Below are 19,375 nucleotides of genomic sequence, written 5' to 3' on the forward strand. Positions count from 1 at the left end.
GCACAGGCAAGCCTGGGCGCAGCCTACAAGGGAACTCCACGGACTCTAACAGTGCTCGGCCACCCGAAAGAAGCGCGTACCACCCCTCCCCCACGCACGGGGGACGGGATGCCCGTTTTGACACACAAAAGTCAGCGGAAAATCGGTCCGGAAAGCACGGAACCCCGTCCCTCCCGAAGGAGGAACGGGGTTCCGAGGAACGTCAGCGGGCTCAGATGAGCTCGGTGACCGAACCGCCGGCGGCGGTGATCTTCTCGGCGGCGGAGCCGGAGACGGCGTCGACCGTCACCTGCAGCGCGACCGCGATGTCGCCCTGGCCGAGGACCTTGACGAGCTCGTTCTTGCGAACGGCGCCCTTCGCGATCAGGTCGGCCACGGTGACCTCGCCACCGTTCGGGTAGAGCTCGGCCAGCTTGTCCAGGTTCACGACCTGGAACTGCTTGTGGGCCGGGTTCTTGAAGCCCTTCAGCTTCGGCAGGCGCATGTGGAGGGGCATCTGGCCACCCTCGAAGCGCTGCGGAACCTGGTAGCGGGCCTTGGTGCCCTTGGTACCACGACCTGCGGTCTTACCCTTGGAACCCTCACCACGACCGACGCGGATCTTGTCGGTCTTGGCACCGGGGGCCGGGCGCAGGTTGTGGATCTTGATCGGCGAGTTGTCTGCCATTTCAGTCCACCTCCTCGACCGTGACGAGGTGACGAACGGTGTGGACCATGCCGCGGATCTCCGGGCGGTCCTCCTTCACCACGGTGTCGTTCAGCCGCTTGAGGCCGAGCGAACGCAGGGTGTCACGGTGGTTCTGCTTGCTGCCGATGTACGACTTGGTCTGAGTGACCTTCAGGCGAGCCATCAGGCGCTCACCGCCGCAGCGGTACCAGCCGCACGGGCGCGCAGCAGCGCGGCCGGGGCGACGTCCTCGAGCGGCAGGCCACGACGGGCCGCGATCTCCTCGGGGCGCACGAGGCCCTTCAGAGCGGCGACCGTGGCGTGCACGATGTTGATGGCGTTGTCCGAGCCGAGCGACTTCGACAGGATGTCGTGAACGCCGGCGCACTCCAGGACGGCACGCACCGGGCCACCGGCGATAACACCGGTACCGGGGGACGCCGGCTTCAGCAGCACGACGCCGGCGGCCTTCTCGCCCTGGATCGGGTGCGGGATGGTGCCCTGGATACGGGGGACCTTGAAGAAGTTCTTCTTGGCCTCCTCAACACCCTTGGCGATGGCGGCCGGAACCTCCTTCGCCTTCCCGTAACCGACACCCACGGTGCCGTCACCGTCGCCCACCACGACCAGCGCGGTGAAGCTGAAACGACGACCACCCTTGACAACCTTGGCGACACGGTTGATCGCGACGACGCGCTCGACGTAAGCAGTCTTCTCGACGGCGGGGGCGTTGCCCCGGTCGTCGCGCTTACGGTCACGCCGCTCGCCACCGCCGGTGCCGCCGCCGGCGCCGCTGCCGCGGCGCTGGGGTCCAGCCATTGGTATTACCTCTCTCGTTTACGTCCGTCGACTGGGTCGACGAGCGGCTTAGAAGTCGAGCCCGGCCTCACGGGCCGCGTCCGCCAGGGCGGCGATGCGGCCGGCGTACCGGTTGCCCGCGCGGTCGAAGACGACCGACTCGATGCCGGCGGCCTTGGCGCGCTCGGCGACCAGGCTCCCGACCTTCTTGGCCAGCTCGGTCTTGTCGCCCTCGGCGCCCTTGATGGACACGTCGAGGGTGGACGCCGACGCCAGGGTGTGACCCTTGGCGTCGTCGATGACCTGGGCGACCATGTGACGGTTCGAGCGCGTCACAACGAGGCGCGGACGCACCTCGGTGCCGACGACGCGCTTGCGAACGCGGATCGCGCGGCGCTTGCGGGCGGCGTTCTTGTAGCCGTTGCCCTTGCCGATCTTGACAGAGACAGTCATGGCTTACTTACCACTCTTTCCGACCTTGCGGCGGATGACCTCGCCCGCGTACTTGACACCCTTGGCCTTGTACGGGTCGGGCTTCCGCAGCTTGCGGATCTTCGCGGCGACCTCGCCGACCTTCTGCTTGTCGGTGCCGTCCACGTGGAACTTGGTGGGCGACTCGACGACGAAGGAGATGCCCTCCGGCGCCTCGACCAGGATCGGGTGGCTGTAGCCGAGCTGGAACTCCATGGCGGAGCCCTTCGCGGCGACACGGTAACCAACACCGCTGATCTCGAGCGACTTGCGGTAGCCCGCGGTCACGCCGGTGATCATGTTCGCCACCAGCGTGCGGGAAAGGCCGTGGAGGGCCTTCGACTGACGCTCGTCGTTCGGGCGGGTGACGAGCAGCGTGCCGTCCTCGCCCTTGCCGATCTCGATCGGCGCGGCGACGACGTGGGTGAGGGAGCCCTTCGGGCCCTTCACCGAGACCGCCTGGCCATCGATGGTGACGTCCACGCCGGCGGGAACCGGGATGGGCAGCCGTCCAATGCGAGACATTGCTGTACCTCCGTTTCCCGAATTACCAGACGTAGGCGAGAACTTCTCCGCCTACGCCCTTCTTGGCAGCCTGCTTGTCCGTGAGGAGACCCGAGGACGTGGAGATGATCGCCACGCCCAGGCCGCCGAGGACCTTCGGCAGGTTGGTGGACTTTGCGTAAACGCGCAGACCCGGCTTGCTGATGCGCTTGATGCCGGCGATGGAGCGCTCACGGTTGGGGCCGAACTTGAGCTCGATGGTCAGCTTCTTGCTGACCTCGCCCTCAGCGGGCTCCTCAACCTTGTAGGAGGAGATGTACCCCTCCTGCTGCAGGATCTCGGCGACGTGCGCCTTGAGCTTGCTGGCCGGCATCGCCACGGTGTCGTGGTACGCCGAGTTCGCGTTACGCAGACGCGTGAGCATGTCTGCGATGGGGTCGGTCATGGTCATGATGGCCTCAGGCCTCTCTCGCCGTGGTTTCTCCGCGCCAGGTCCCCCCGCCGCACTCGTGGAGTGCGGCAAGGGCACAGACGCAGGGGACCTGCGACGTAGTAAGACTGGGTGCGAGCCCTCTCACAGAGGGTCGCGGACAGCACATAACCGTCCGCGACAGGGGGCCCGACCCCACTACCTTACGGGATCCCGTACGGCTCCCCCAAAACGGGGGCGTGTGGGGTCGGGCACGCCTGCTGATTCGCTGTTGCGACTAAGGGCTCTGGATTACCAGGAGCTCTTGGTCACGCCCGGCAGCTCGCCGCGGTGCGCCATCTCACGGAGGCACACACGGCACAGGCCGAACTTGCGGTACACCGAGTGCGGACGGCCGCAGCGCTGGCAGCGGGTGTACGCACGCACGCCGAACTTCGGCTTGCGCTCGGACTTCGCGATGAGGGACTTCTTCGCCATTGGCTCACGCCTCCTTGAACGGGAAGCCCAGAGCGCGCAGGAGCGCCCGGCCCTCGTCGTCGTTCTGAGCGGTGGTCACGACGGTGATGTCCATACCGCGCTGACGGTCGACCTTGTCCTGGTCGATCTCGTGGAACATGACCTGCTCGGTCAGACCGAACGTGTAGTTGCCACGGCCGTCGAACTGCTTCGGCGAGAGGCCGCGGAAGTCACGGATACGCGGCAGCGCCAGCGACACCAGACGGTCCACGAACTCCCACATGCGGTCACCACGGAGGGTGACGTGGGTGCCGATCGGCTGGCCCTCGCGCAGCTTGAACTGCGCGATGGACTTACGAGCCTTCGTCACCGCCGGCTTCTGGCCGGTGATGGCGGTGAGGTCGCGGATCGCGCCCTCGATCAGCTTGCTGTCACGGGCAGCCTCGCCGACACCCATGTTGACCACGACCTTGACCAGGCCGGGGATCAGCATGACGTTCTCGTACTTGAACTGCTCCTGCAGCTGGCCCTTGATCTCGGAGTTGTAACGCTCCTTGAGGCGGGGGGCCACCTTCTCAACAGTCGTCTCAGACATCAGATGTCCTCACCGGTTCGCTTGGCAACGCGGATCTTGTTGCCCTCGTCGTCGAAGCGGTAACCAACGCGGGTGACGACCTTCTTGCCGTCCTTCTCCACGACCAGCTGGACGTTGGAGACGTGAACGGGAGCCTCGACGGTGACAATGCCACCCTGGGTGCCCGGACCCGGCTTGGTGTGCTTCTTGACCCGGTTCACACCCTCGACCAGGACCTTGTTCTCAGCGGGGATGGCCTGGATGACCTTGCCCTGCTTGCCCTTGTCCTTGCCGGTGATGACCTGAACCAGGTCACCCTTCTTGATCTTCATGCTGTTCGCCATGGGTTAGAGCACCTCCGGCGCCAGCGAGATGATCTTCATGAACTTCTTGTCGCGCAGCTCGCGGCCCACCGGGCCGAAGATGCGGGTGCCGCGGGGGTCACCATCGGCGTTCTTCAGAACGACGGCGGCGTTCTCGTCGAAGCGGATGTACGAGCCATCCGGACGACGACGCTCCTTGACGGTGCGGACGACGACGCACTTGACGACGTCACCCTTCTTCACCGAACCGCCGGGGATCGCGTCCTTGACGGTGGCGACGATGACGTCCCCGATACCGGCGTAGCGGCGACCGGAGCCACCGAGAACACGGATGCAAAGGATCTCCTTGGCACCGGTGTTGTCGGCGACGCGCAGTCGCGACTCCTGCTGGATCACAGCTTTCTCCTGATCGTCAACGAAGGTCGACGGGCCGGCCGCTGCTCACCCGATCGTCTTGCGACACCGGGCACATACGGCCGTACCACATCGGCTCCGTTACTTGGCCTTCTCGAGGATCTCGACGACGCGCCAGCGCTTCGTCGCGGACAGCGGACGGGTCTCCATGAGGAGGACCCGGTCGCCGACGCCGCAGGCGTTGGCCTCGTCGTGCGCCTTCAGCTTGTTCGTACGGCGGATGACCTTGCCGTACAGCGCGTGCTTGACGCGGTCCTCGACGGCGACGACGACGGTCTTGTCCATCTTGTCGCTGACGACGAGACCCTCACGGGTCTTGCGGAAGCTGCGCGTCTCGTTGGTGTTCTCAGTCATCAGGCGTTCTCCACCGTCTCGATGCCCAGCTCGCGCTCGCGCATCAGGGTGTAGATCCGCGCGATGTCCTTGCGGACGAGCTTGAGCCGTCCGTGGTTGTCGAGCTGCCCGGTCGCCGCCTGGAAGCGGAGGTTGAACAGCTCCTCCTTCGCCTCACGGAGCTTGGCGACGAGAGCCTCGTTGTCCAGCTCGCGAAGCTCTGCAGCCTTCGTGGCCGACATCAGCTCTCACCGTCCTCGCGCCGGACGATCCGGCACTTCATCGGCAGCTTGTGCGCGGCGCGGGTGAGCGCCTCGCGAGCCACCTTCTCGTTCGGGTACGACAGCTCGAACATGACCCGACCCGGGTGCACGTTCGCGATCCACCACTCCGGCGAACCCTTACCGGAACCCATGCGGGTCTCGGCCGGCTTCTTGGTCAGCGGACGGTCCGGGTAAATGTTGATCCAGACCTTGCCGCCACGGCGGATGTGACGGGTGATCGCGATACGAGCGGACTCGATCTGACGGTTCGTCACGTAGGCCGGGGTGACGGCCTGGATGCCGAACTGGCCGAACGCCAGCTCGGTGCCACCCTTGGAGGCGCCACGGCGCTTCGGGTGGTGCTGCTTGCGGTGCTTGACCCGACGGGGGATCAGCATGAGGTCAGGCCTCCGTTCCGGTGCTCTCGGCAGCCGGCGCCTCGGTCACCGCGGCCGGGGCCTCGGTGTTCGCGGGACGACGACCGCCACGGGCGCCACGCTCGCCGCCACGGCCACCGCGCTCGCCGCCACGCGCGGGGCGGGCGTCGTTGCGGGCCGGACGGTTGCCCGAGCGGGCAGCGGCGTTCTCAGCGCGGACCTCGGCGATGTTCTTGACGTCGCCCTTGTAGATCCAGACCTTCACGCCGATGCGGCCGAAGGTGGTCTTGGCCTCGAAGAAGCCGTAGTCGACGTTCGCACGGAGGGTGTGCAGCGGCACGCGACCCTCGCGGTAGAACTCCGAACGGCTCATCTCGGCGCCGCCGAGACGACCGGAGCACTGGACCTTGATGCCCTTGGCGCCGGACTTCATGGTGCCCTGCATCGACTTGCGCATGGCACGGCGGAACGACACGCGGGAGGACAGCTGCTCCGCGACGCCCTGAGCCACGAGCTGGGCGTCCAGCTCGGGGTTCTTGACCTCGAGGATGTTCAGCTGGACCTGCTTGCCGGTCAGCTTCTCGAGGTCGCCGCGGATGCGGTCGGCCTCGGTGCCACGGCGGCCGATGACGATGCCGGGGCGAGCGGTGTGGATGTCGACGCGGACGCGGTCGCGGGTGCGCTCGATCTCGACCTTGGAGATGCCGGCGCGCTCCATGCCCTTCGTCATCATGCGACGAATGGCGACGTCTTCCTTGACGTAGTCCTTGTACAGCTTGTCGGCGTACCAGCGGGACTTGAAGTCCGTGCTGATGCCGAGGCGGAACCCGTGCGGGTTAACCTTCTGGCCCATTACCGGGTCCCTTCCTTGCTGCTGACGACCACGGTGATGTGGCTGGTCCGCTTGCGGATCCGGTAGGCACGGCCCTGGGCGCGCGGACGGAACCGCTTCAGGGTCGGGCCCTCGTCAACGTACGCCTCGCTGATGACGAGGTCGTCCACGTTGGAGTGGTTGTAGTTGTGCGCGGCGTTGGCGATGGCGCTGTTGAGCACCTTGCCGACCGGCACGGTGGCTGCCTGCGGAGCGAAACGCAGGACGGCCTGGGCCTCCGTGGCACTCATGCCACGGATGAGGTCCACCACGCGGCGGGCCTTCATGGGCGTGACGCGGATGTACCGCGCCTGGGCCCTGGCTTCCATGGTTGTCCCCTTAATGGAGTAAGTCACTTGAGTCGTGCTGGCGCTGAAGCTCGCGGAGCGACTAGCGGCGCTTCGACTTGCGGTCGTCCTTCACGTGCCCCTTGAAGGTGCGCGTGGGGGCGAACTCGCCGAGCTTGTGGCCGACCATCGACTCGGTGACGAACACCGGGACGTGCTTGCGGCCATCGTGAACCGCGATCGTGTGACCGAGCATGCTCGGGGAGATCACGGAACGACGGGACCAGGTCTTGATGACGTTCTGAGTGCCCGCCTCGTTCTGCGCGTCCACCTTCTTGAGAAGGTGGCCGTCGATGAAGGGGCCCTTCTTGAGACTGCGCGGCATCTGACCTGCTCCTAGCGCTTCTTGTTGGTCTTGCGGCGGCGCACGATGAGCTTGTCCGACGCCTTGTTCGGGCGACGGGTGCGGCCCTCGGGCTTGCCCCACGGCGAGACCGGGTGGCGACCACCGGAGGTCTTACCCTCACCACCACCGTGCGGGTGGTCGATCGGGTTCATGGCCACACCACGCACGGTCGGGCGGACGCCCTTCCAGCGCATACGGCCGGCCTTGCCCCAGTTGATGTTCGACTGCTCGGCGTTGCCGACCTCGCCGACAGTGGCGCGGCAGCGGGCGTCGACCAGGCGGATCTCACCGGAGGGCATGCGCAGGTGCGCCATCTTGCCCTCACGCGCCAGCAGCTGGATGCCGGAACCGGCGGAGCGGGCCATCTTGGCACCGCCACCGGGACGCAGCTCCACCGCGTGGATGGTGGTACCGACCGGGATGTTGCGCAGCGGCAGGTTGTTGCCCGGCTTGATGTCGGCCGCGGGGCCGTTCTCGATCCGGTCACCCTGGGCGATGCCACGCGGGGCGATGATGTAGCGCTTCTCGCCGTCCGCGTAGTGCAGGAGCGCGATGCGCGCGGTGCGGTTGGGGTCGTACTCGATGTGAGCGACCTTGGCCGGCACGCCGTCCTTGTCGTGACGACGGAAGTCGATCACGCGGTAGGCGCGCTTGTGGCCGCCACCCTGGTGGCGAGCGGTGACACGACCGGCGTTGTTACGGCCGCCCTTGCTGTGCAGCGGGCGAACCAGCGACTTCTCCGGCGTGGACCGCGTGATCTCGACGAAGTCGGCCACGCTGGAGCCACGACGGCCCGGCGTAGTCGGCTTGTACTTGCGGATACCCATTTTCGTCCTCGTCCTTAACGACGATCCGAGTCCTCCGTCAGGAGGTCGGACCACCGAAGATGTCGATGCGGTTGCCCTCGGCCAGCGTCACGATGGCGCGCTTGGTGTCCTTGCGCTTGCCGAAACCGGTCTTGGAGCGCTTGCGCTTGCCCTGACGGTTGATCGTGTTGACAGCCTCGACCTTGACCGAGAAGACCGCCTCGACGGCCTGCTTGATCTGGGTCTTGTTGGACCCCGGCGACACGATGAACGTGTACTTGTTCTCGTCGAGGAGCGAGTAGCTCTTCTCGGAGATGACCGGCTTCACCAGGACGTCACGGGGGTCCGTGAACGTCTTGCTCGTGATCTCTGCAGCCATCAGGCGGCGCTCCCTTCGAGCTCGCCCTCAGCAGCCACGGCCTTGGCGGACGCGGCCGGACCGGCCACGAAACGCTCGAAGGCGGCCTGGGTGAAGACCACGTCGTCGGAGACGAGCACGTCGTAGGTGTTCAGCTGACCCGCGTCCAGGATGTGCACGTTCGGCAGGTTGCGAGCGGACTTGATGCCCAGCTCGTCCTCGCGCTCGACGACCAGGAGGACGTTCTTGCGCTCGGAGATCTTGCCGAACAGGCCCTTGGCGGCCTTGGTCGACGGCGCCTCGGCCGCAACGACGCCGGTGACGACGTGGATGCGGTTGTGGCGGGCCCGGTCGGTGAGCGCGCCACGCAGAGCGGCCGCGATCATCTTCTTCGGGGTCCGCTGCGAGTAGTCGCGCGGCACGGGACCGTGCACGACGCCACCGCCGGCGAACTGCGGCGCGCGGGTCGAGCCCTGACGGGCGCGACCGGTGCCCTTCTGGCGGTACGGCTTCTTGCCGCCGCCACGGACCTCGCCGCGGGTCTTGGTCTTGTGAGTGCCCTGACGGGCCGCAGCGAGCTGCGCCACGACGACCTGGTGCATCAGCGGGATGCTGACCTTGGCGTCGAAGATCTCGGCGGGCAGCTCGAGGCTGCCGGCCTTGTCGCCAGCCGGCGACAGGATGTCAATGGTGCTCATTTCACAGCCCCTTCGCCGCGGTGCGGACGAGGACGAGGCCGCCGTTCGGGCCCGGGACCGCACCCTTGATGAGGAGCAGGCCCTTCTCCGCGTCGACCGCGTGCACGGTCAGGTTCTGGGTGGTCACACGCTCGTGGCCCATCCGACCCGCCATGCGCATGCCCTTGAACACACGACCCGGGGTGGCGCAGCCACCGATGGAGCCGGGCGAACGGTGCTTGCGCTGGGTGCCGTGACCGGCGCCGAGGCCCTTGAAGTTGTGACGCTTCATGACACCGGCGAAGCCCTTGCCCTTGGAGGTGCCGGTCACGTCGACCTTGACACCCGCCTCGAACAGCTCAGCGGTGATCTCCTGGCCGAGGGTGTACTCGGAAGCATCCGCGGTGCGGAGCTCGACCAGGAAGCGGCGCGGGGTGACACCGGCCTTGGCGAAGTGGCCCGCGAGGGGCTTGTTCACCTTGCGGGGGTCGATCTCGCCGAAGCCGATCTGCACGGCGTCGTAGCCGGCAGCGCTGTCAGCGGTGTGGACCTGGGTCACGACATTCGGCCCGGCCTTGACGACGGTCACCGGAACGATCCGGTTGTTCTCGTCCCAGACCTGGGTCATGCCGAGCTTCTCGCCCAGGATGCCCTTAATCTGCTTTGCCATCTTCGTCGCGCCTCTCAGAGCTTGATCTCGATGTCGACGCCGGCCGGAAGGTCGAGGCGCATCAGCGAGTCAACGGTCTTCGGGGTCGGGTCGAGGATGTCGATCAGACGCTTGTGAGTGCGCATCTCGAAGTGCTCGCGCGAGTCCTTGTACTTGTGCGGCGAGCGGATGACGCAGTAAACGTTCTTCTCAGTGGGCAGCGGCACCGGGCCCGCGACCTGCGCACCAGTGCGAATGACGGTCTCGACGATCTTCTTCGCCGAGGAGTCAATCACCTCGTGGTCGTAGGCCTTGAGCCGGATGCGGATCTTCTGTCCCGCCATGGCTACTCAGTAGTCCTTTGTGTCGTCTGTTGCTTCTGCAGCCGGATTCGGCCGGGTGGCTTGGTCCGGTGGCGCCCCCGGGTGGTTACCCTCTCCGACCCCCGCGCTCGGGCGTGTCGCCCTTTCGCTTGCAAGAAACCGGGAAGGTCACGCCTTCTCGGTCTCGGTACATCGGGGTTCGGCGAGGTCTTGCACCCGCCAGGCGCCGGGTCGAGGCCCTGCCTACGCTTCCCGGAAGATTCCCGTACGTCCGCCCCGCAGCTGCCGCGGTGTCGACTACACACCACTACGCCCACATACAGCACGTGGGAATATGAACGGCCATCACGGGAACGACGAGTACCTGGGACTCGCTTCCAGTCCTCCCGGCGGGAGGCGCGCAGCATCGGCAACTCAACCGAGCAACTAGGACATCCTGCCACATTCGGCAGGTCGGATGCCAATCGGAGCAGCGCGTGATCCGCGCCACGCGCCCCCGCGAGCCCCAACTCAGGCGCTGCGGAGGGAAGTTCGCCCTCCGGCCCGCAACGGCTGCCACCAGTCGCGGTGCTCCCGGTACCAGCGGACGGTGTCGGCCAGGCCGGCCTCGAAGCCGATCAGCGGCTCGTACCCGAGCTCGGCCCGGGCCCGGCCGCCGTCCAGCGAGTACCGCCGGTCGTGGCCCTGGCGGTCGGGGACCGTGCGGACCGCCTCCCAGCCACGGCCGGTGGCGGCCAGCAGCCGGCCGGTGAGCTCACGGTTGGTCAACTCGGTTCCCCCGCCCAGGTGGTAGACCCGCCCGGCCCGGCCGCGGGCCAGGGCCAGCTCGATGCCCCGGCAGTGGTCGTCCACGTGCAGCCAGTCCCGGACGTGGCCGCCGTCGCCGTAGAGCGGGACGGTCCGGCCGTCCAGCAGCTCGGTGGTGAAGAGCGGGATCACCTTCTCCGGGAACTGGTACGGCCCGTAGTTGTTGGAGCAGCGGGTGACCACCACGTCCAGGCCGTGGGTGCGGTGGTACGAGAGGGCCAGCAGGTCGGCGGAGGCCTTGGAGGCGGCGTACGGGGAGTTCGGCGCGAGCGGCTGGTCCTCGGTCCAGGAGCCCTCGGCGATCGAGCCGTAGACCTCGTCGGTGGAGACCAGCAGGAAGCGGCCGGTGCCGTGCTCCAGCGCCGCGTCCAGCAGCACCTGGGTGCCGAGCACGTTGGTGCGCACGAAGGGGGCGGCGCCGGCTATCGAGCGGTCGACGTGGGTCTCGGCGGCGAAGTGCACCACGGCGTCGTGGCCGGGCAGCAGCCGGCGGACCAGCTCGCGGTCGCAGACGTCGCCGCGGACGAAGGAGTAGCCGGGGTGGCCGGCCACCGGGGCGAGGTTGGCCTCGACGCCGGCGTAGGTGAGCGCGTCGAGCACGGTGACCCGGGCCGCGGGGTCGGCCGCCAGCCGGGCCCGGACGTAGGCGGAGCCGATGAAGCCGGCCCCGCCGGTGACGAGGATGCGCATGGTGGTGCCTTGCTGTGGAACGGCGGAGGGCCCGCCCTCCGTCCTCGCGGACGGGGGGCGGGCCCTCGCAATGACCAGTGGTCAGATCGGCAATTACTTGATGATCTGGGTGACCTGGCCGGCGCCGACGGTACGGCCACCCTCACGGATGGCGAACTTGAGGCCCTCCTCCATGGCGATCGGCTGGATCAGCACGACGTCCATGGCGGTGTTGTCGCCCGGCATGACCATCTCGGTGCCCTCGGGGAGGGTCACGACGCCGGTCACGTCCGTGGTACGGAAGTAGAACTGCGGGCGGTAGTTGTTGAAGAACGGGGTGTGACGGCCACCCTCGTCCTTCGACAGGATGTAGGCCTGGGCCTTGAACTCGGTGTGCGGGGTGACCGAGCCCGGCTTGATGATGACCTGGCCGCGCTCGACGTCCTCGCGCTTGATGCCACGGAGGAGCAGACCGACGTTCTCACCGGCCTGGCCCTCGTCGAGCAGCTTGCGGAACATCTCGATGCCGGTGACCGTGGTGGTGGTCTTGGTCTCCTTGATGCCGATGATGTCGACAGTCTCGTTGACCTTGAGGACACCGCGCTCGATGCGGCCGGTGACGACGGTGCCACGACCGGTGATCGTGAAGACGTCCTCGATCGGCATCAGGAACGGCTGGTCCACGGCGCGGGCCGGGGTCGGGATGGCCTCGTCAACGGCGTGCATCAGGCCGAGGAGCTTCTCGCCCCACTCGGCGTCGCCCTCGAGGGCCTTCAGCGCGGAGACGCGGACGACCGGCAGGTCGTCGCCCGGGAAGTCGTACTCGGAGAGCAGCTCACGGACCTCGAGCTCGACGAGCTCCAGGATCTCCTCGTCGTCCACCATGTCGGACTTGTTCAGCGCGACGACGATGTAGGGGACGCCGACCTGGCGGGCCAGGAGGACGTGCTCCTTGGTCTGCGGCATCGGGCCGTCGGTGGCGGCGACGACGAGGATCGCACCGTCCATCTGGGCCGCACCGGTGATCATGTTCTTGATGTAGTCCGCGTGACCCGGGCAGTCGACGTGGGCGTAGTGACGCGCCTCGGTCTGGTACTCGACGTGCGCGATCGAGATGGTGATACCGCGCTGCCGCTCCTCCGGCGCCTTGTCGATCTGGTCGAACGGCGTGAAGGGGTTGATGTCCGGGTACGCGTCGTGCAGCACCTTGGTGATCGCCGCGGTAAGAGTGGTCTTACCGTGGTCGATGTGACCGATGGTGCCGATGTTGACGTGGGGCTTCGTCCGCTCGAACTTCGCCTTCGCCACTGCAGTCCTCCTGAGGACAGTTCTGTACGCCGTGCTGACGTCAGTTGGTCTTTGATCGGGTTGGGTCCGGGCCGGAGCCCGTGCCGTCCCGCGGGTGGGGGCCGGAGGGAACCTGGGGAATCCGGGTGGATTCCCCAGGTTCGCCTCCTAATAGCCTAAGGGGTTACGAACATCCCGAATGTCGGGACGTCACTCACCCTTGGCCTTGGCGATGATGTCGTCCGCCACGTTCCGCGGAACCTCGGCGTACGAGTCGAACTGCATCGAGTAGCTCGCGCGACCAGAGGTCTTGCTGCGCAGGTCACCGACGTAGCCGAACATCTCGGAGAGAGGCACCAGCGCCGAGACGACGCGGGCACCGTGACGCTCGTCCATGGACCGGATCTGGCCACGACGAGAGTTGATGTCGCCGATCACGTCGCCCATGTAGTCCTCGGGCGTGGTGACCTCGACAGCCATCATCGGCTCCAGCAGAGCCGGGCCGGCCTTCTTCGCACCCTCCTTGAACGCCATGGAACCGGCGATCTTGAAGGCGAGCTCGGAGGAGTCGACGTCGTGCGAGGCACCGTCGAGCAGGGTGACGCGAACGCCCTGGAGCGGGTAGCCGGCGAGGACACCGAACTCCATGGCCTCCTGGCAACCGGCGTCGACCGAGGGGATGTACTCCTTCGGAACGCGGCCACCGGTGACCTTGTTCACGAACTCGTAGCCCTCGCCGGACTCGATCGGCTCGATCGCGATCTGGATCTTCGCGAACTGACCCGAACCACCGGTCTGCTTCTTGTGCGTGTAGTCGATGCGCTCGACGGCCTTGCGGATCGTCTCGCGGTACGCGACCTGCGGCTTGCCGACGTTGGCCTCGACCTTGAACTCACGGCGCATACGGTCGACGAGCACCTCGAGGTGCAGCTCGCCCATACCCGCGATGATGGTCTGGCCGGTCTCCTCGTCCGTGTTGACCTGGAAGGACGGATCCTCCTCGGCGAGACGCTGGATGGCGACACCCAGCTTCTCCTGGTCACCCTTGGACTTGGGCTCGATCGCGACGCGGATGACCGGGGCCGGGAAGTCCATGGACTCCAGGATGACCGGGTTCTTCTCGTCGGACAGCGTCTCACCGGTGGTGGTCTGCTTGAGGCCCATGACGGCGATGATGTCGCCGGCGCCCACCGAGTCGATCTCCTCACGCTTGTTCGCGTGCATGCGGTAGATCTTGCCGATGCGCTCCTTCTTGCCCTTGACGGAGTTCAGCACCGAGGTGCCGGACTCCAGGCGGCCGGAGTACACGCGGACGAAGGTGAGCTTGCCCAGGTGCGGGTCAGACATGATCTTGAACGCGAGCGCGGCGAGCGGCTCGTCGTCCGAGGCCTGACGGACGATCTTCTCGTCGGGGTTGTTCGGCTTGGTGCCCTCGATGCCCTCGATGTCGAGGGGCGACGGCAGGTACTTCACAACCGCGTCGAGCAGGGGCTGGACGCCCTTGTTCTTGAACGCCGAGCCGCAGAAGATCGGGGTGAAGTCCGAGTTCAGCGTGCCCTTGCGGATCGCCGCGACCAGGATCTCCTCGGGGATGTCCTCGCCCTCGAGGGCGAGCTCCATGACCTCGTCGGAGACGTTCGAGACGGTGTCGATCAGCTGCTCGCGGTACTCGGCAGCCTTGTCCGCCAGGTCGGCCGGGATGTCGACGGTGTCGTACATCTCGCCCTTGGGGGCGTCCGCGGACCAGACCAGGGCCTTCATCTTCACCAGGTCGACGACACCGGTGAAGTCACCCTCGGCGCCGATCGGGAGCTGCATGACCAGCGGGGTCGCGCCGAGGCGGTCCACGATGGTCTTGACGCAGAAGTAGAAGTCCGCGCCCGTGCGGTCCAGCTTGTTGATGAAGCAGATGCGCGGGACGCCGTAGCGGTCGGCCTGACGCCACACCGTCTCGGACTGGGGCTCAACGCCGGCAACGCCGTCGAACACCGTCACGCCACCGTCGAGGACGCGGAGCGAACGCTCCACCTCGACGGTGAAGTCGACGTGACCCGGGGTGTCGATGATGTTGATGGTGTTGTCGACACCGTCGAGGGTCCAGTGACAGGTCGTCGCGGCCGACGTGATCGTGATGCCGCGCTCCTGCTCCTGCTCCATCCAGTCCATGGTGGCAGCGCCATCGTGGACCTCACCGATCTTGTACGAGACACCGGTGTAGAACAGGATCCGCTCGGTGGTGGTGGTCTTGCCCGCGTCGATGTGGGCCATGATCCCGATGTTCCGGGTCTTGGCCAGGTCAAGGGAGGTTGCAGCCATGGTGGCTCGTTCTCTCTCTGTCTAGTGACGGGGTTCGGACTACCAGCGGTAGTGCGCGAAGGCCTTGTTGGACTCGGCCATCTTGTGGGTGTCCTCGCGACGCTTCACGGAAGCACCGAGGCCGTTGGAGGCGTCGAGGATCTCGTTGAGCAGACGCTCGGTCATGGTCTTCTCACGACGGGCGCGGGAGTACCCGACCAGCCAGCGAAGGGCCAGGGTGTTGGCGCGGCCCGGGCGGACCTCGACCGGCACCTGGTAGGTGGCGCCACCGACGCGGCGGGACTTCACCTCAAGGGTGGGCTTGACGTTCTCAAGCGCGCGCTTGAGGGCGACCACGGGGTCGGCACCGGTCTTCTCACGGACGCCCTCGAGGGCGCCGTAGACGATCCGCTCGGCGGTGGAGCGCTTGCCGTGCAGCAGGATCTTGTTGACCAGCGAGGTCACCAGCGGGGAGCCGTAGACCGGGTCAATGATGACCGGGCGCTTCGGGGCGGGGCCCTTACGAGGCATTCTTACTTCTCCTTCTTGGCGCCGTAGCGGCTGCGAGCCTGCTTGCGGTTCTTGACACCCTGGGTGTCAAGCGAACCGCGGATGATCTTGTAGCGGACACCAGGAAGGTCCTTCACACGGCCACCGCGAACCAGCACGATGGAGTGCTCCTGCAGGTTGTGGCCCTCGCCCGGAATGTAGGCGGTGACCTCGATCCCGCTGGTGAGGCGCACACGGGCCACCTTACGAAGCGCGGAGTTCGGCTTCTTCGGGGTGGTGGTGTACACACGCGTGCAGACGCCACGGCGCTGGGGGGAACCCTTCAGCGCGGGCGTCTTGTTCTTCTCGACCTTGTCCTGCCGGCCCTTTCGGACCAGCTGCTGGATCGTAGGCACCGTTTCTCCGTTTTCTGTGTGCCAAGGCTGCGTAAAACTAACCTGCGATGTCCTCAACTCTCCGACCCACGCGGTCGGGTGTGTTGAGCCTCGTTCGAGGAACGGAATCCATGGATGTGCAGTGACGGCGCTCACGGAGCGGTGGACCACTCCGGACTGCGGCCGGTCTGCTGGCACGCACAAGGACCCGGGGACACCCCAGGCACAAGGTCAGAGCGTACCTAGCGCATCCGCGCCGGTCAAAACAAATGCAACGCCGCAGCTCCGCCCGCGACCGGGCCGGTCGCGGGCGGTGGCCGGGGCGGCGCGGCTCAGCCCGAGCCCGCCATGCCGATCAGCATCAGCAGCCAGAACGCCACCGACAGCCAGCCGAACACCAGGCCCGCGGTGGCCATCCCGTCGCCCTCCTCGCGGCTCTGCCGGAGCTGACCCTTCGCCAGATGCCCGGTGACGACGGCGGGCACGGCCGTCATGCCGAAGCTCGGCAGGCACAACAGCCCGAGCACCAGCGAGGTCACGGCCAGCGGGTTGGTCCGGGGCCGGGCCGGCGGGAAGTACGGCGGCGGCACGGGGGCGACGGCGGCCATCGGCACCAGCATCGGGGTCGGCGCCGGGCCGACCGGCAGGTCCGAGACCAGGTAGGCGAGCTGCCCGTAGGTCTTGGCCCGCTGCACCGCCTCGAAGCGCTGGCCGTACTCGTCGGCGGACAGCCTGCCCTCCGCGTACGCGGCCTTGAGCACGTCGACCGCGCGCTCGCGGTCGGTGTGACCGGCCCGCATCCCCAGCTGGGCGTCCTGCTGGCCCTGCTGCTGCGGGTACTGCGGACCCCACGGCTGGACGTTCATCTGTCCTCCTCCTGTCCCCCAGTCAGCATGACGAACGACACCGTCCGGCAGTTGCAACTTCACCCGGACGGACCATGATCACATCCCGCCGTTCGAAGGGTGCCGCCGGACGGTACTCCTCTGAAAAGCTGACCGCAGACCCGTACCTAGGAGTGCGCACATGACACCTGCCGTCAGCATCCACGACCTGTGGAAGCGCTTCGGCGACCACACCGCCGTGGCCGGCCTCACCCTGGACCTGCCCGCCGGTTCCTTCATCGGCCTGGTCGGACCCAACGGGGCCGGCAAGACCACCACCCTCTCCATGGCCACCGGCCTGCTCCGCCCCGACCGCGGCACCGTCCTGGTGCACGGCGCCGACGTCTGGGCCGATCCGGTGAGCGTGAAGGCCCGGATCGGCATCCTGCCCGAGGGCCTGCGGATGTTCGAGCGGCTCAGCGGCCGCGAGCTCCTCCAGTACAACGGGCGGCTGCGGGGGCTGCCCGGTGCCGAGGTGGACCGCCGCGCCGAGGAACTGCTCTCCGTGCTGGACCTGCTCCCGGCCGCCGACAAGCTGGTGGCCGACTACTCCACCGGCATGCGCAAGAAGATCGGGCTGGCCGCCGCGCTGCTGCACAACCCGGACGTGCTCTTCCTGGACGAGCCCTTCGAGGGCGTCGACCCGGTCTCCGCGCAGACCATCCGCGGGGTGCTCAAGCGGTACGCCGCCAGCGGCTCCACCGTGGTCTTCTCCAGCCACGTGATGGAGCTGGTGGAGCAACTCTGCGACTGGGTCGCGGTGGTGAACGCGGGTCAGGTCATCGCCCAGGGCCCGCTGGACGACGTGCGCGGCGAGCGCTCGCTGCACACCGCCTTCCTGGAACTGATCGGCGTCCGCGAGGACGAGGGCCAGGGCCTGGAGTGGCTGGGCGAGGCGAAGTGAGCGCCACCGTCACCCCGGACGCGGTGGTCGTCCGCACCCTGGTCCGGCTCAAGCTCCGGCTGCTCGCCAACGGGCTCAGGCGCAGCCCGGGCCGCCGGGCGCTGTACGTCATCGGCTCGCTGCTCGGCCTGGCCGTCACCGCGCTGGTCGCCACCGCCTTCTCCTTCCTGCACGGCCACGCCGGCGCGGGCGACGCCGCCGTGATGCTGACCACCTCGATGGTGATCGGCTGGGGCGCGCTCCCCCTCTTCCTGTTCAGCAGCGACGAGGCGGCCGACCCGACCCGGCTGACCATGCTGCCGCTGCGGCCGTCCGCGATGCTGCGCGGGACCCTGCTCGGCGCGCTGATCGGGCCCGGCCCGGTGATCGCGCTGGTGATGCTGAGCGGCGCCGCGGTGGCCGGCGCGGCGGGCGGCGTCTCGGTGCCGTTCGCGGTGCTCGGGGTGCCGCTGGCGGTGGTCACCCTGGTGACGCTCTCCCGGGCGGTCGCCGCGGGCAACGCCAAGCTGCTCTCCAGCCGCCGGGGCAAGGACTTCGCCATCTTCGGCGGTCTGCTCTTCGCGCTGCTGATCCAGGTCGGCAACCTGGTCTCGCAGTCGATCCTCGGCAAGTCCGGCGAGAAGGGGCTGGACCTCTCCCCGCTGGAGCCGTTCGCCGCCGTGCTGCGCTGGATCCCGCCGGTCGGCGCGCTGGACGCGGGCCGCACGGCCGGCGAGTCGGTGCCGCTGGCGCTGCTCCAGCTGGCGTCCACCGCCGCGCTGCTGGTGGTGCTGCTGCGCTGGTGGCGGCGGAGCCTGCAGGACCTGATGGTCACCGCGGACTCCTCCACCCTGATCACCACCCGTCAGGTCGGCCGCTCCACCCGGGACCTCTTCCCGGCTGGCCGGCTCGGCGCGGTGATGCAGCGCCACCTGCGGTACGCCTGGCGCGAGCCGCGGGCCAAGGCGGCCGTCTTCACCAGCATCGGCATGACGCTGGTGATGTGCGTGCTCTCGCTGGTGCAGGGCTGGGCCACGGTCTACCTGGTCTCCTTCACCGGGCTGATGCTCGGGCTGCAGATGGTCAACCTGTTCGGCATGGACGGCTCGGCGTTCTGGATGGTCTCGGCCACCCTGGCCACCCCGGCCGACGCCCGGGACGAGCTGCGCGGCCGCGCCTACGCGGTGCTCTCCTACGCGCTGCCGGTGACCCTGGTGCTGTCGCTGGTGCTGGCGGTGGCCACCGGGAAGTGGTCCGAGTGGCTGCCGGCGCTCGGCCTGGCCTTCGCCGGGCTCGGGGTCGGGGTGGGTGCCGGGGCGCTGCTCAGCGTGCTGGCCCCGTACGCGATGCCGGCCGACTCCAACCCGATGCGCAACGCCGCGCCCGGCCAGGGCGGTCTGGTGGCGCTGAACACCTTCGGCTCGATGTTCGGGGTGGCCCTGATCGCCTCGCCGGTCGCCGCGCTGATGCTGGTGCTGCCCGCGTGGACGGTGCTGCCCGGCGGGCTGGTGTACGGCGCGGTCTTCGCGCTGCTCGGCACCCGGCTGGCCGCCGACCGGCTGCTGGAGCGGGTGCCCGAGATCCTGGCCAAGGCGATCGAGCGCTGACCCGCGCCGACCACGACGATGCCGGGGCGGCGCGGCCGCTCCGGCATCATTGCTGTGGTCCCCCTCTTCCCT

General features: G+C 67.7%; 29 protein-coding genes. 2 read left to right on the forward strand and 27 right to left on the reverse strand.

What is annotated here, in order from left to right:
* Nucleotides 1-211: 211 nt before the first annotated feature.
* From rplO to ACIA8O_RS28275, 27 genes are all read right to left on the reverse strand, one after another.
* A complete protein-coding gene (rplO, locus tag ACIA8O_RS28145; protein ID WP_345286214.1) occupies nt 212-667 on the reverse strand; it encodes a 50S ribosomal protein L15 in 456 nt (151 codons plus the stop codon).
* Between the two features lies 1 nt (nt 668).
* Nucleotides 669-851 (reverse strand): 50S ribosomal protein L30, encoded by a 183-nt coding sequence (gene rpmD / locus ACIA8O_RS28150; protein ID WP_014136270.1) that lies wholly within the window; start codon nt 849-851, stop codon nt 669-671.
* Entirely contained in the window at nt 851-1,486 is a 636-nt protein-coding gene (gene rpsE / locus ACIA8O_RS28155) for a 30S ribosomal protein S5 (RefSeq protein WP_345286217.1), read from the reverse strand. Before rpsE ends, rpmD begins: the two co-directional genes overlap by 1 nt.
* A gap of 48 nt (nt 1,487-1,534) precedes the next feature.
* Nucleotides 1,535-1,918 (reverse strand): 50S ribosomal protein L18, encoded by a 384-nt coding sequence (gene rplR, locus ACIA8O_RS28160; protein ID WP_344442248.1) that lies wholly within the window; start codon nt 1,916-1,918, stop codon nt 1,535-1,537.
* Nucleotides 1,919-1,921: 3 nt separating this feature from the next.
* Nucleotides 1,922-2,461 (reverse strand): 50S ribosomal protein L6, encoded by a 540-nt coding sequence (gene rplF, locus ACIA8O_RS28165; RefSeq protein WP_396296777.1) that lies wholly within the window; start codon nt 2,459-2,461, stop codon nt 1,922-1,924.
* Nucleotides 2,462-2,483: 22 nt separating this feature from the next.
* Nucleotides 2,484-2,891, reverse strand: a complete 408-nt coding sequence (rpsH, locus tag ACIA8O_RS28170) for a 30S ribosomal protein S8 (protein WP_396296778.1) — start codon at nt 2,889-2,891, stop codon at nt 2,484-2,486.
* 270 nt (nt 2,892-3,161) lie between these two features.
* On the reverse strand, nt 3,162-3,347 hold the full coding sequence (locus tag ACIA8O_RS28175; RefSeq protein ID WP_030055830.1) for a type Z 30S ribosomal protein S14: 186 nt from the start codon (nt 3,345-3,347) through the stop codon (nt 3,162-3,164).
* Nucleotides 3,348-3,351: 4 nt separating this feature from the next.
* Entirely contained in the window at nt 3,352-3,921 is a 570-nt protein-coding gene (gene rplE / locus ACIA8O_RS28180) for a 50S ribosomal protein L5 (protein WP_396296779.1), read from the reverse strand.
* The gene (gene rplX, locus ACIA8O_RS28185; protein WP_345286354.1) at nt 3,921-4,232 is read right to left on the reverse strand and encodes a 50S ribosomal protein L24; all 312 of its coding nucleotides are present in this window, start codon (nt 4,230-4,232) and stop codon (nt 3,921-3,923) included. Before rplX ends, rplE begins: the two co-directional genes overlap by 1 nt.
* Nucleotides 4,233-4,247: 15 nt before the next feature.
* The gene (gene rplN, locus ACIA8O_RS28190) at nt 4,248-4,619 is read right to left on the reverse strand and encodes a 50S ribosomal protein L14 (RefSeq protein ID WP_014136277.1); all 372 of its coding nucleotides are present in this window, start codon (nt 4,617-4,619) and stop codon (nt 4,248-4,250) included.
* A gap of 99 nt (nt 4,620-4,718) precedes the next feature.
* Nucleotides 4,719-4,991, reverse strand: a complete 273-nt coding sequence (gene rpsQ / locus ACIA8O_RS28195) for a 30S ribosomal protein S17 (RefSeq protein WP_396296780.1) — start codon at nt 4,989-4,991, stop codon at nt 4,719-4,721.
* Nucleotides 4,991-5,215, reverse strand: coding sequence for a 50S ribosomal protein L29 (gene rpmC, locus ACIA8O_RS28200; protein WP_345286356.1), 225 nt, complete (start codon nt 5,213-5,215; stop codon nt 4,991-4,993). The genes rpsQ and rpmC overlap by 1 nt, the downstream gene beginning before the upstream one ends.
* On the reverse strand, nt 5,212-5,631 hold the full coding sequence (gene rplP, locus ACIA8O_RS28205) for a 50S ribosomal protein L16 (protein WP_030300385.1): 420 nt from the start codon (nt 5,629-5,631) through the stop codon (nt 5,212-5,214). Before rplP ends, rpmC begins: the two co-directional genes overlap by 4 nt.
* A 4-nt stretch (nt 5,632-5,635) precedes the next feature.
* Entirely contained in the window at nt 5,636-6,463 is an 828-nt protein-coding gene (rpsC, locus tag ACIA8O_RS28210; RefSeq protein ID WP_345286233.1) for a 30S ribosomal protein S3, read from the reverse strand.
* Nucleotides 6,463-6,810 (reverse strand): 50S ribosomal protein L22, encoded by a 348-nt coding sequence (gene rplV, locus ACIA8O_RS28215; RefSeq protein WP_057231334.1) that lies wholly within the window; start codon nt 6,808-6,810, stop codon nt 6,463-6,465. The genes rpsC and rplV overlap by 1 nt, the downstream gene beginning before the upstream one ends.
* A gap of 61 nt (nt 6,811-6,871) precedes the next feature.
* The gene (gene rpsS / locus ACIA8O_RS28220) at nt 6,872-7,153 is read right to left on the reverse strand and encodes a 30S ribosomal protein S19 (protein ID WP_396296781.1); all 282 of its coding nucleotides are present in this window, start codon (nt 7,151-7,153) and stop codon (nt 6,872-6,874) included.
* A gap of 11 nt (nt 7,154-7,164) precedes the next feature.
* Nucleotides 7,165-8,001, reverse strand: coding sequence for a 50S ribosomal protein L2 (gene rplB, locus ACIA8O_RS28225; protein ID WP_345286238.1), 837 nt, complete (start codon nt 7,999-8,001; stop codon nt 7,165-7,167).
* Between the two features lie 37 nt (nt 8,002-8,038).
* The gene (gene rplW, locus ACIA8O_RS28230; RefSeq protein WP_380149358.1) at nt 8,039-8,359 is read right to left on the reverse strand and encodes a 50S ribosomal protein L23; all 321 of its coding nucleotides are present in this window, start codon (nt 8,357-8,359) and stop codon (nt 8,039-8,041) included.
* Entirely contained in the window at nt 8,359-9,036 is a 678-nt protein-coding gene (gene rplD / locus ACIA8O_RS28235; protein WP_345286240.1) for a 50S ribosomal protein L4, read from the reverse strand. Before rplD ends, rplW begins: the two co-directional genes overlap by 1 nt.
* Before the next feature lies 1 nt (nt 9,037).
* On the reverse strand, nt 9,038-9,685 hold the full coding sequence (rplC, locus tag ACIA8O_RS28240) for a 50S ribosomal protein L3 (protein WP_396296782.1): 648 nt from the start codon (nt 9,683-9,685) through the stop codon (nt 9,038-9,040).
* Between the two features lie 14 nt (nt 9,686-9,699).
* Complete coding sequence (rpsJ, locus tag ACIA8O_RS28245) at nt 9,700-10,008, reverse strand: 30S ribosomal protein S10 (protein ID WP_012785157.1); 309 nt, start codon at nt 10,006-10,008, stop codon at nt 9,700-9,702.
* Between the two features lie 489 nt (nt 10,009-10,497).
* On the reverse strand, nt 10,498-11,484 hold the full coding sequence (gene rfbB / locus ACIA8O_RS28250; protein ID WP_396296783.1) for a dTDP-glucose 4,6-dehydratase: 987 nt from the start codon (nt 11,482-11,484) through the stop codon (nt 10,498-10,500).
* Between the two features lie 93 nt (nt 11,485-11,577).
* Complete coding sequence (gene tuf / locus ACIA8O_RS28255) at nt 11,578-12,771, reverse strand: elongation factor Tu (protein ID WP_396296784.1); 1,194 nt, start codon at nt 12,769-12,771, stop codon at nt 11,578-11,580.
* Nucleotides 12,772-12,960: 189 nt separating this feature from the next.
* Nucleotides 12,961-15,066, reverse strand: coding sequence for an elongation factor G (gene fusA / locus ACIA8O_RS28260; RefSeq protein ID WP_396296785.1), 2,106 nt, complete (start codon nt 15,064-15,066; stop codon nt 12,961-12,963).
* Between the two features lie 39 nt (nt 15,067-15,105).
* Nucleotides 15,106-15,576: a 30S ribosomal protein S7 gene (rpsG, locus tag ACIA8O_RS28265; protein WP_030457432.1), complete on the reverse strand. Its 471-nt coding sequence runs from the start codon at nt 15,574-15,576 to the stop codon at nt 15,106-15,108.
* Between the two features lie 2 nt (nt 15,577-15,578).
* The gene (gene rpsL, locus ACIA8O_RS28270; RefSeq protein ID WP_014144289.1) at nt 15,579-15,950 is read right to left on the reverse strand and encodes a 30S ribosomal protein S12; all 372 of its coding nucleotides are present in this window, start codon (nt 15,948-15,950) and stop codon (nt 15,579-15,581) included.
* 311 nt (nt 15,951-16,261) lie between these two features.
* Nucleotides 16,262-16,795, reverse strand: coding sequence for a DUF1707 and DUF4190 domain-containing protein (locus tag ACIA8O_RS28275; protein ID WP_396296786.1), 534 nt, complete (start codon nt 16,793-16,795; stop codon nt 16,262-16,264).
* Nucleotides 16,796-16,955: 160 nt separating this feature from the next.
* On the opposite strand from ACIA8O_RS28275, the gene ACIA8O_RS28280 reads away from it, so the two are divergent.
* Nucleotides 16,956-17,717 (forward strand): ABC transporter ATP-binding protein, encoded by a 762-nt coding sequence (locus ACIA8O_RS28280; RefSeq protein WP_396296787.1) that lies wholly within the window; start codon nt 16,956-16,958, stop codon nt 17,715-17,717.
* Nucleotides 17,714-19,303 (forward strand): transporter, encoded by a 1,590-nt coding sequence (locus ACIA8O_RS28285; protein WP_396296788.1) that lies wholly within the window; start codon nt 17,714-17,716, stop codon nt 19,301-19,303. Before ACIA8O_RS28280 ends, ACIA8O_RS28285 begins: the two co-directional genes overlap by 4 nt.
* Nucleotides 19,304-19,375 lie beyond the last annotated feature (72 nt).

It is taken from the genome of Kitasatospora sp. NPDC051853, assembly GCF_044452665.1.
Lineage (GTDB): Bacteria > Actinomycetota > Actinomycetes > Streptomycetales > Streptomycetaceae > Kitasatospora.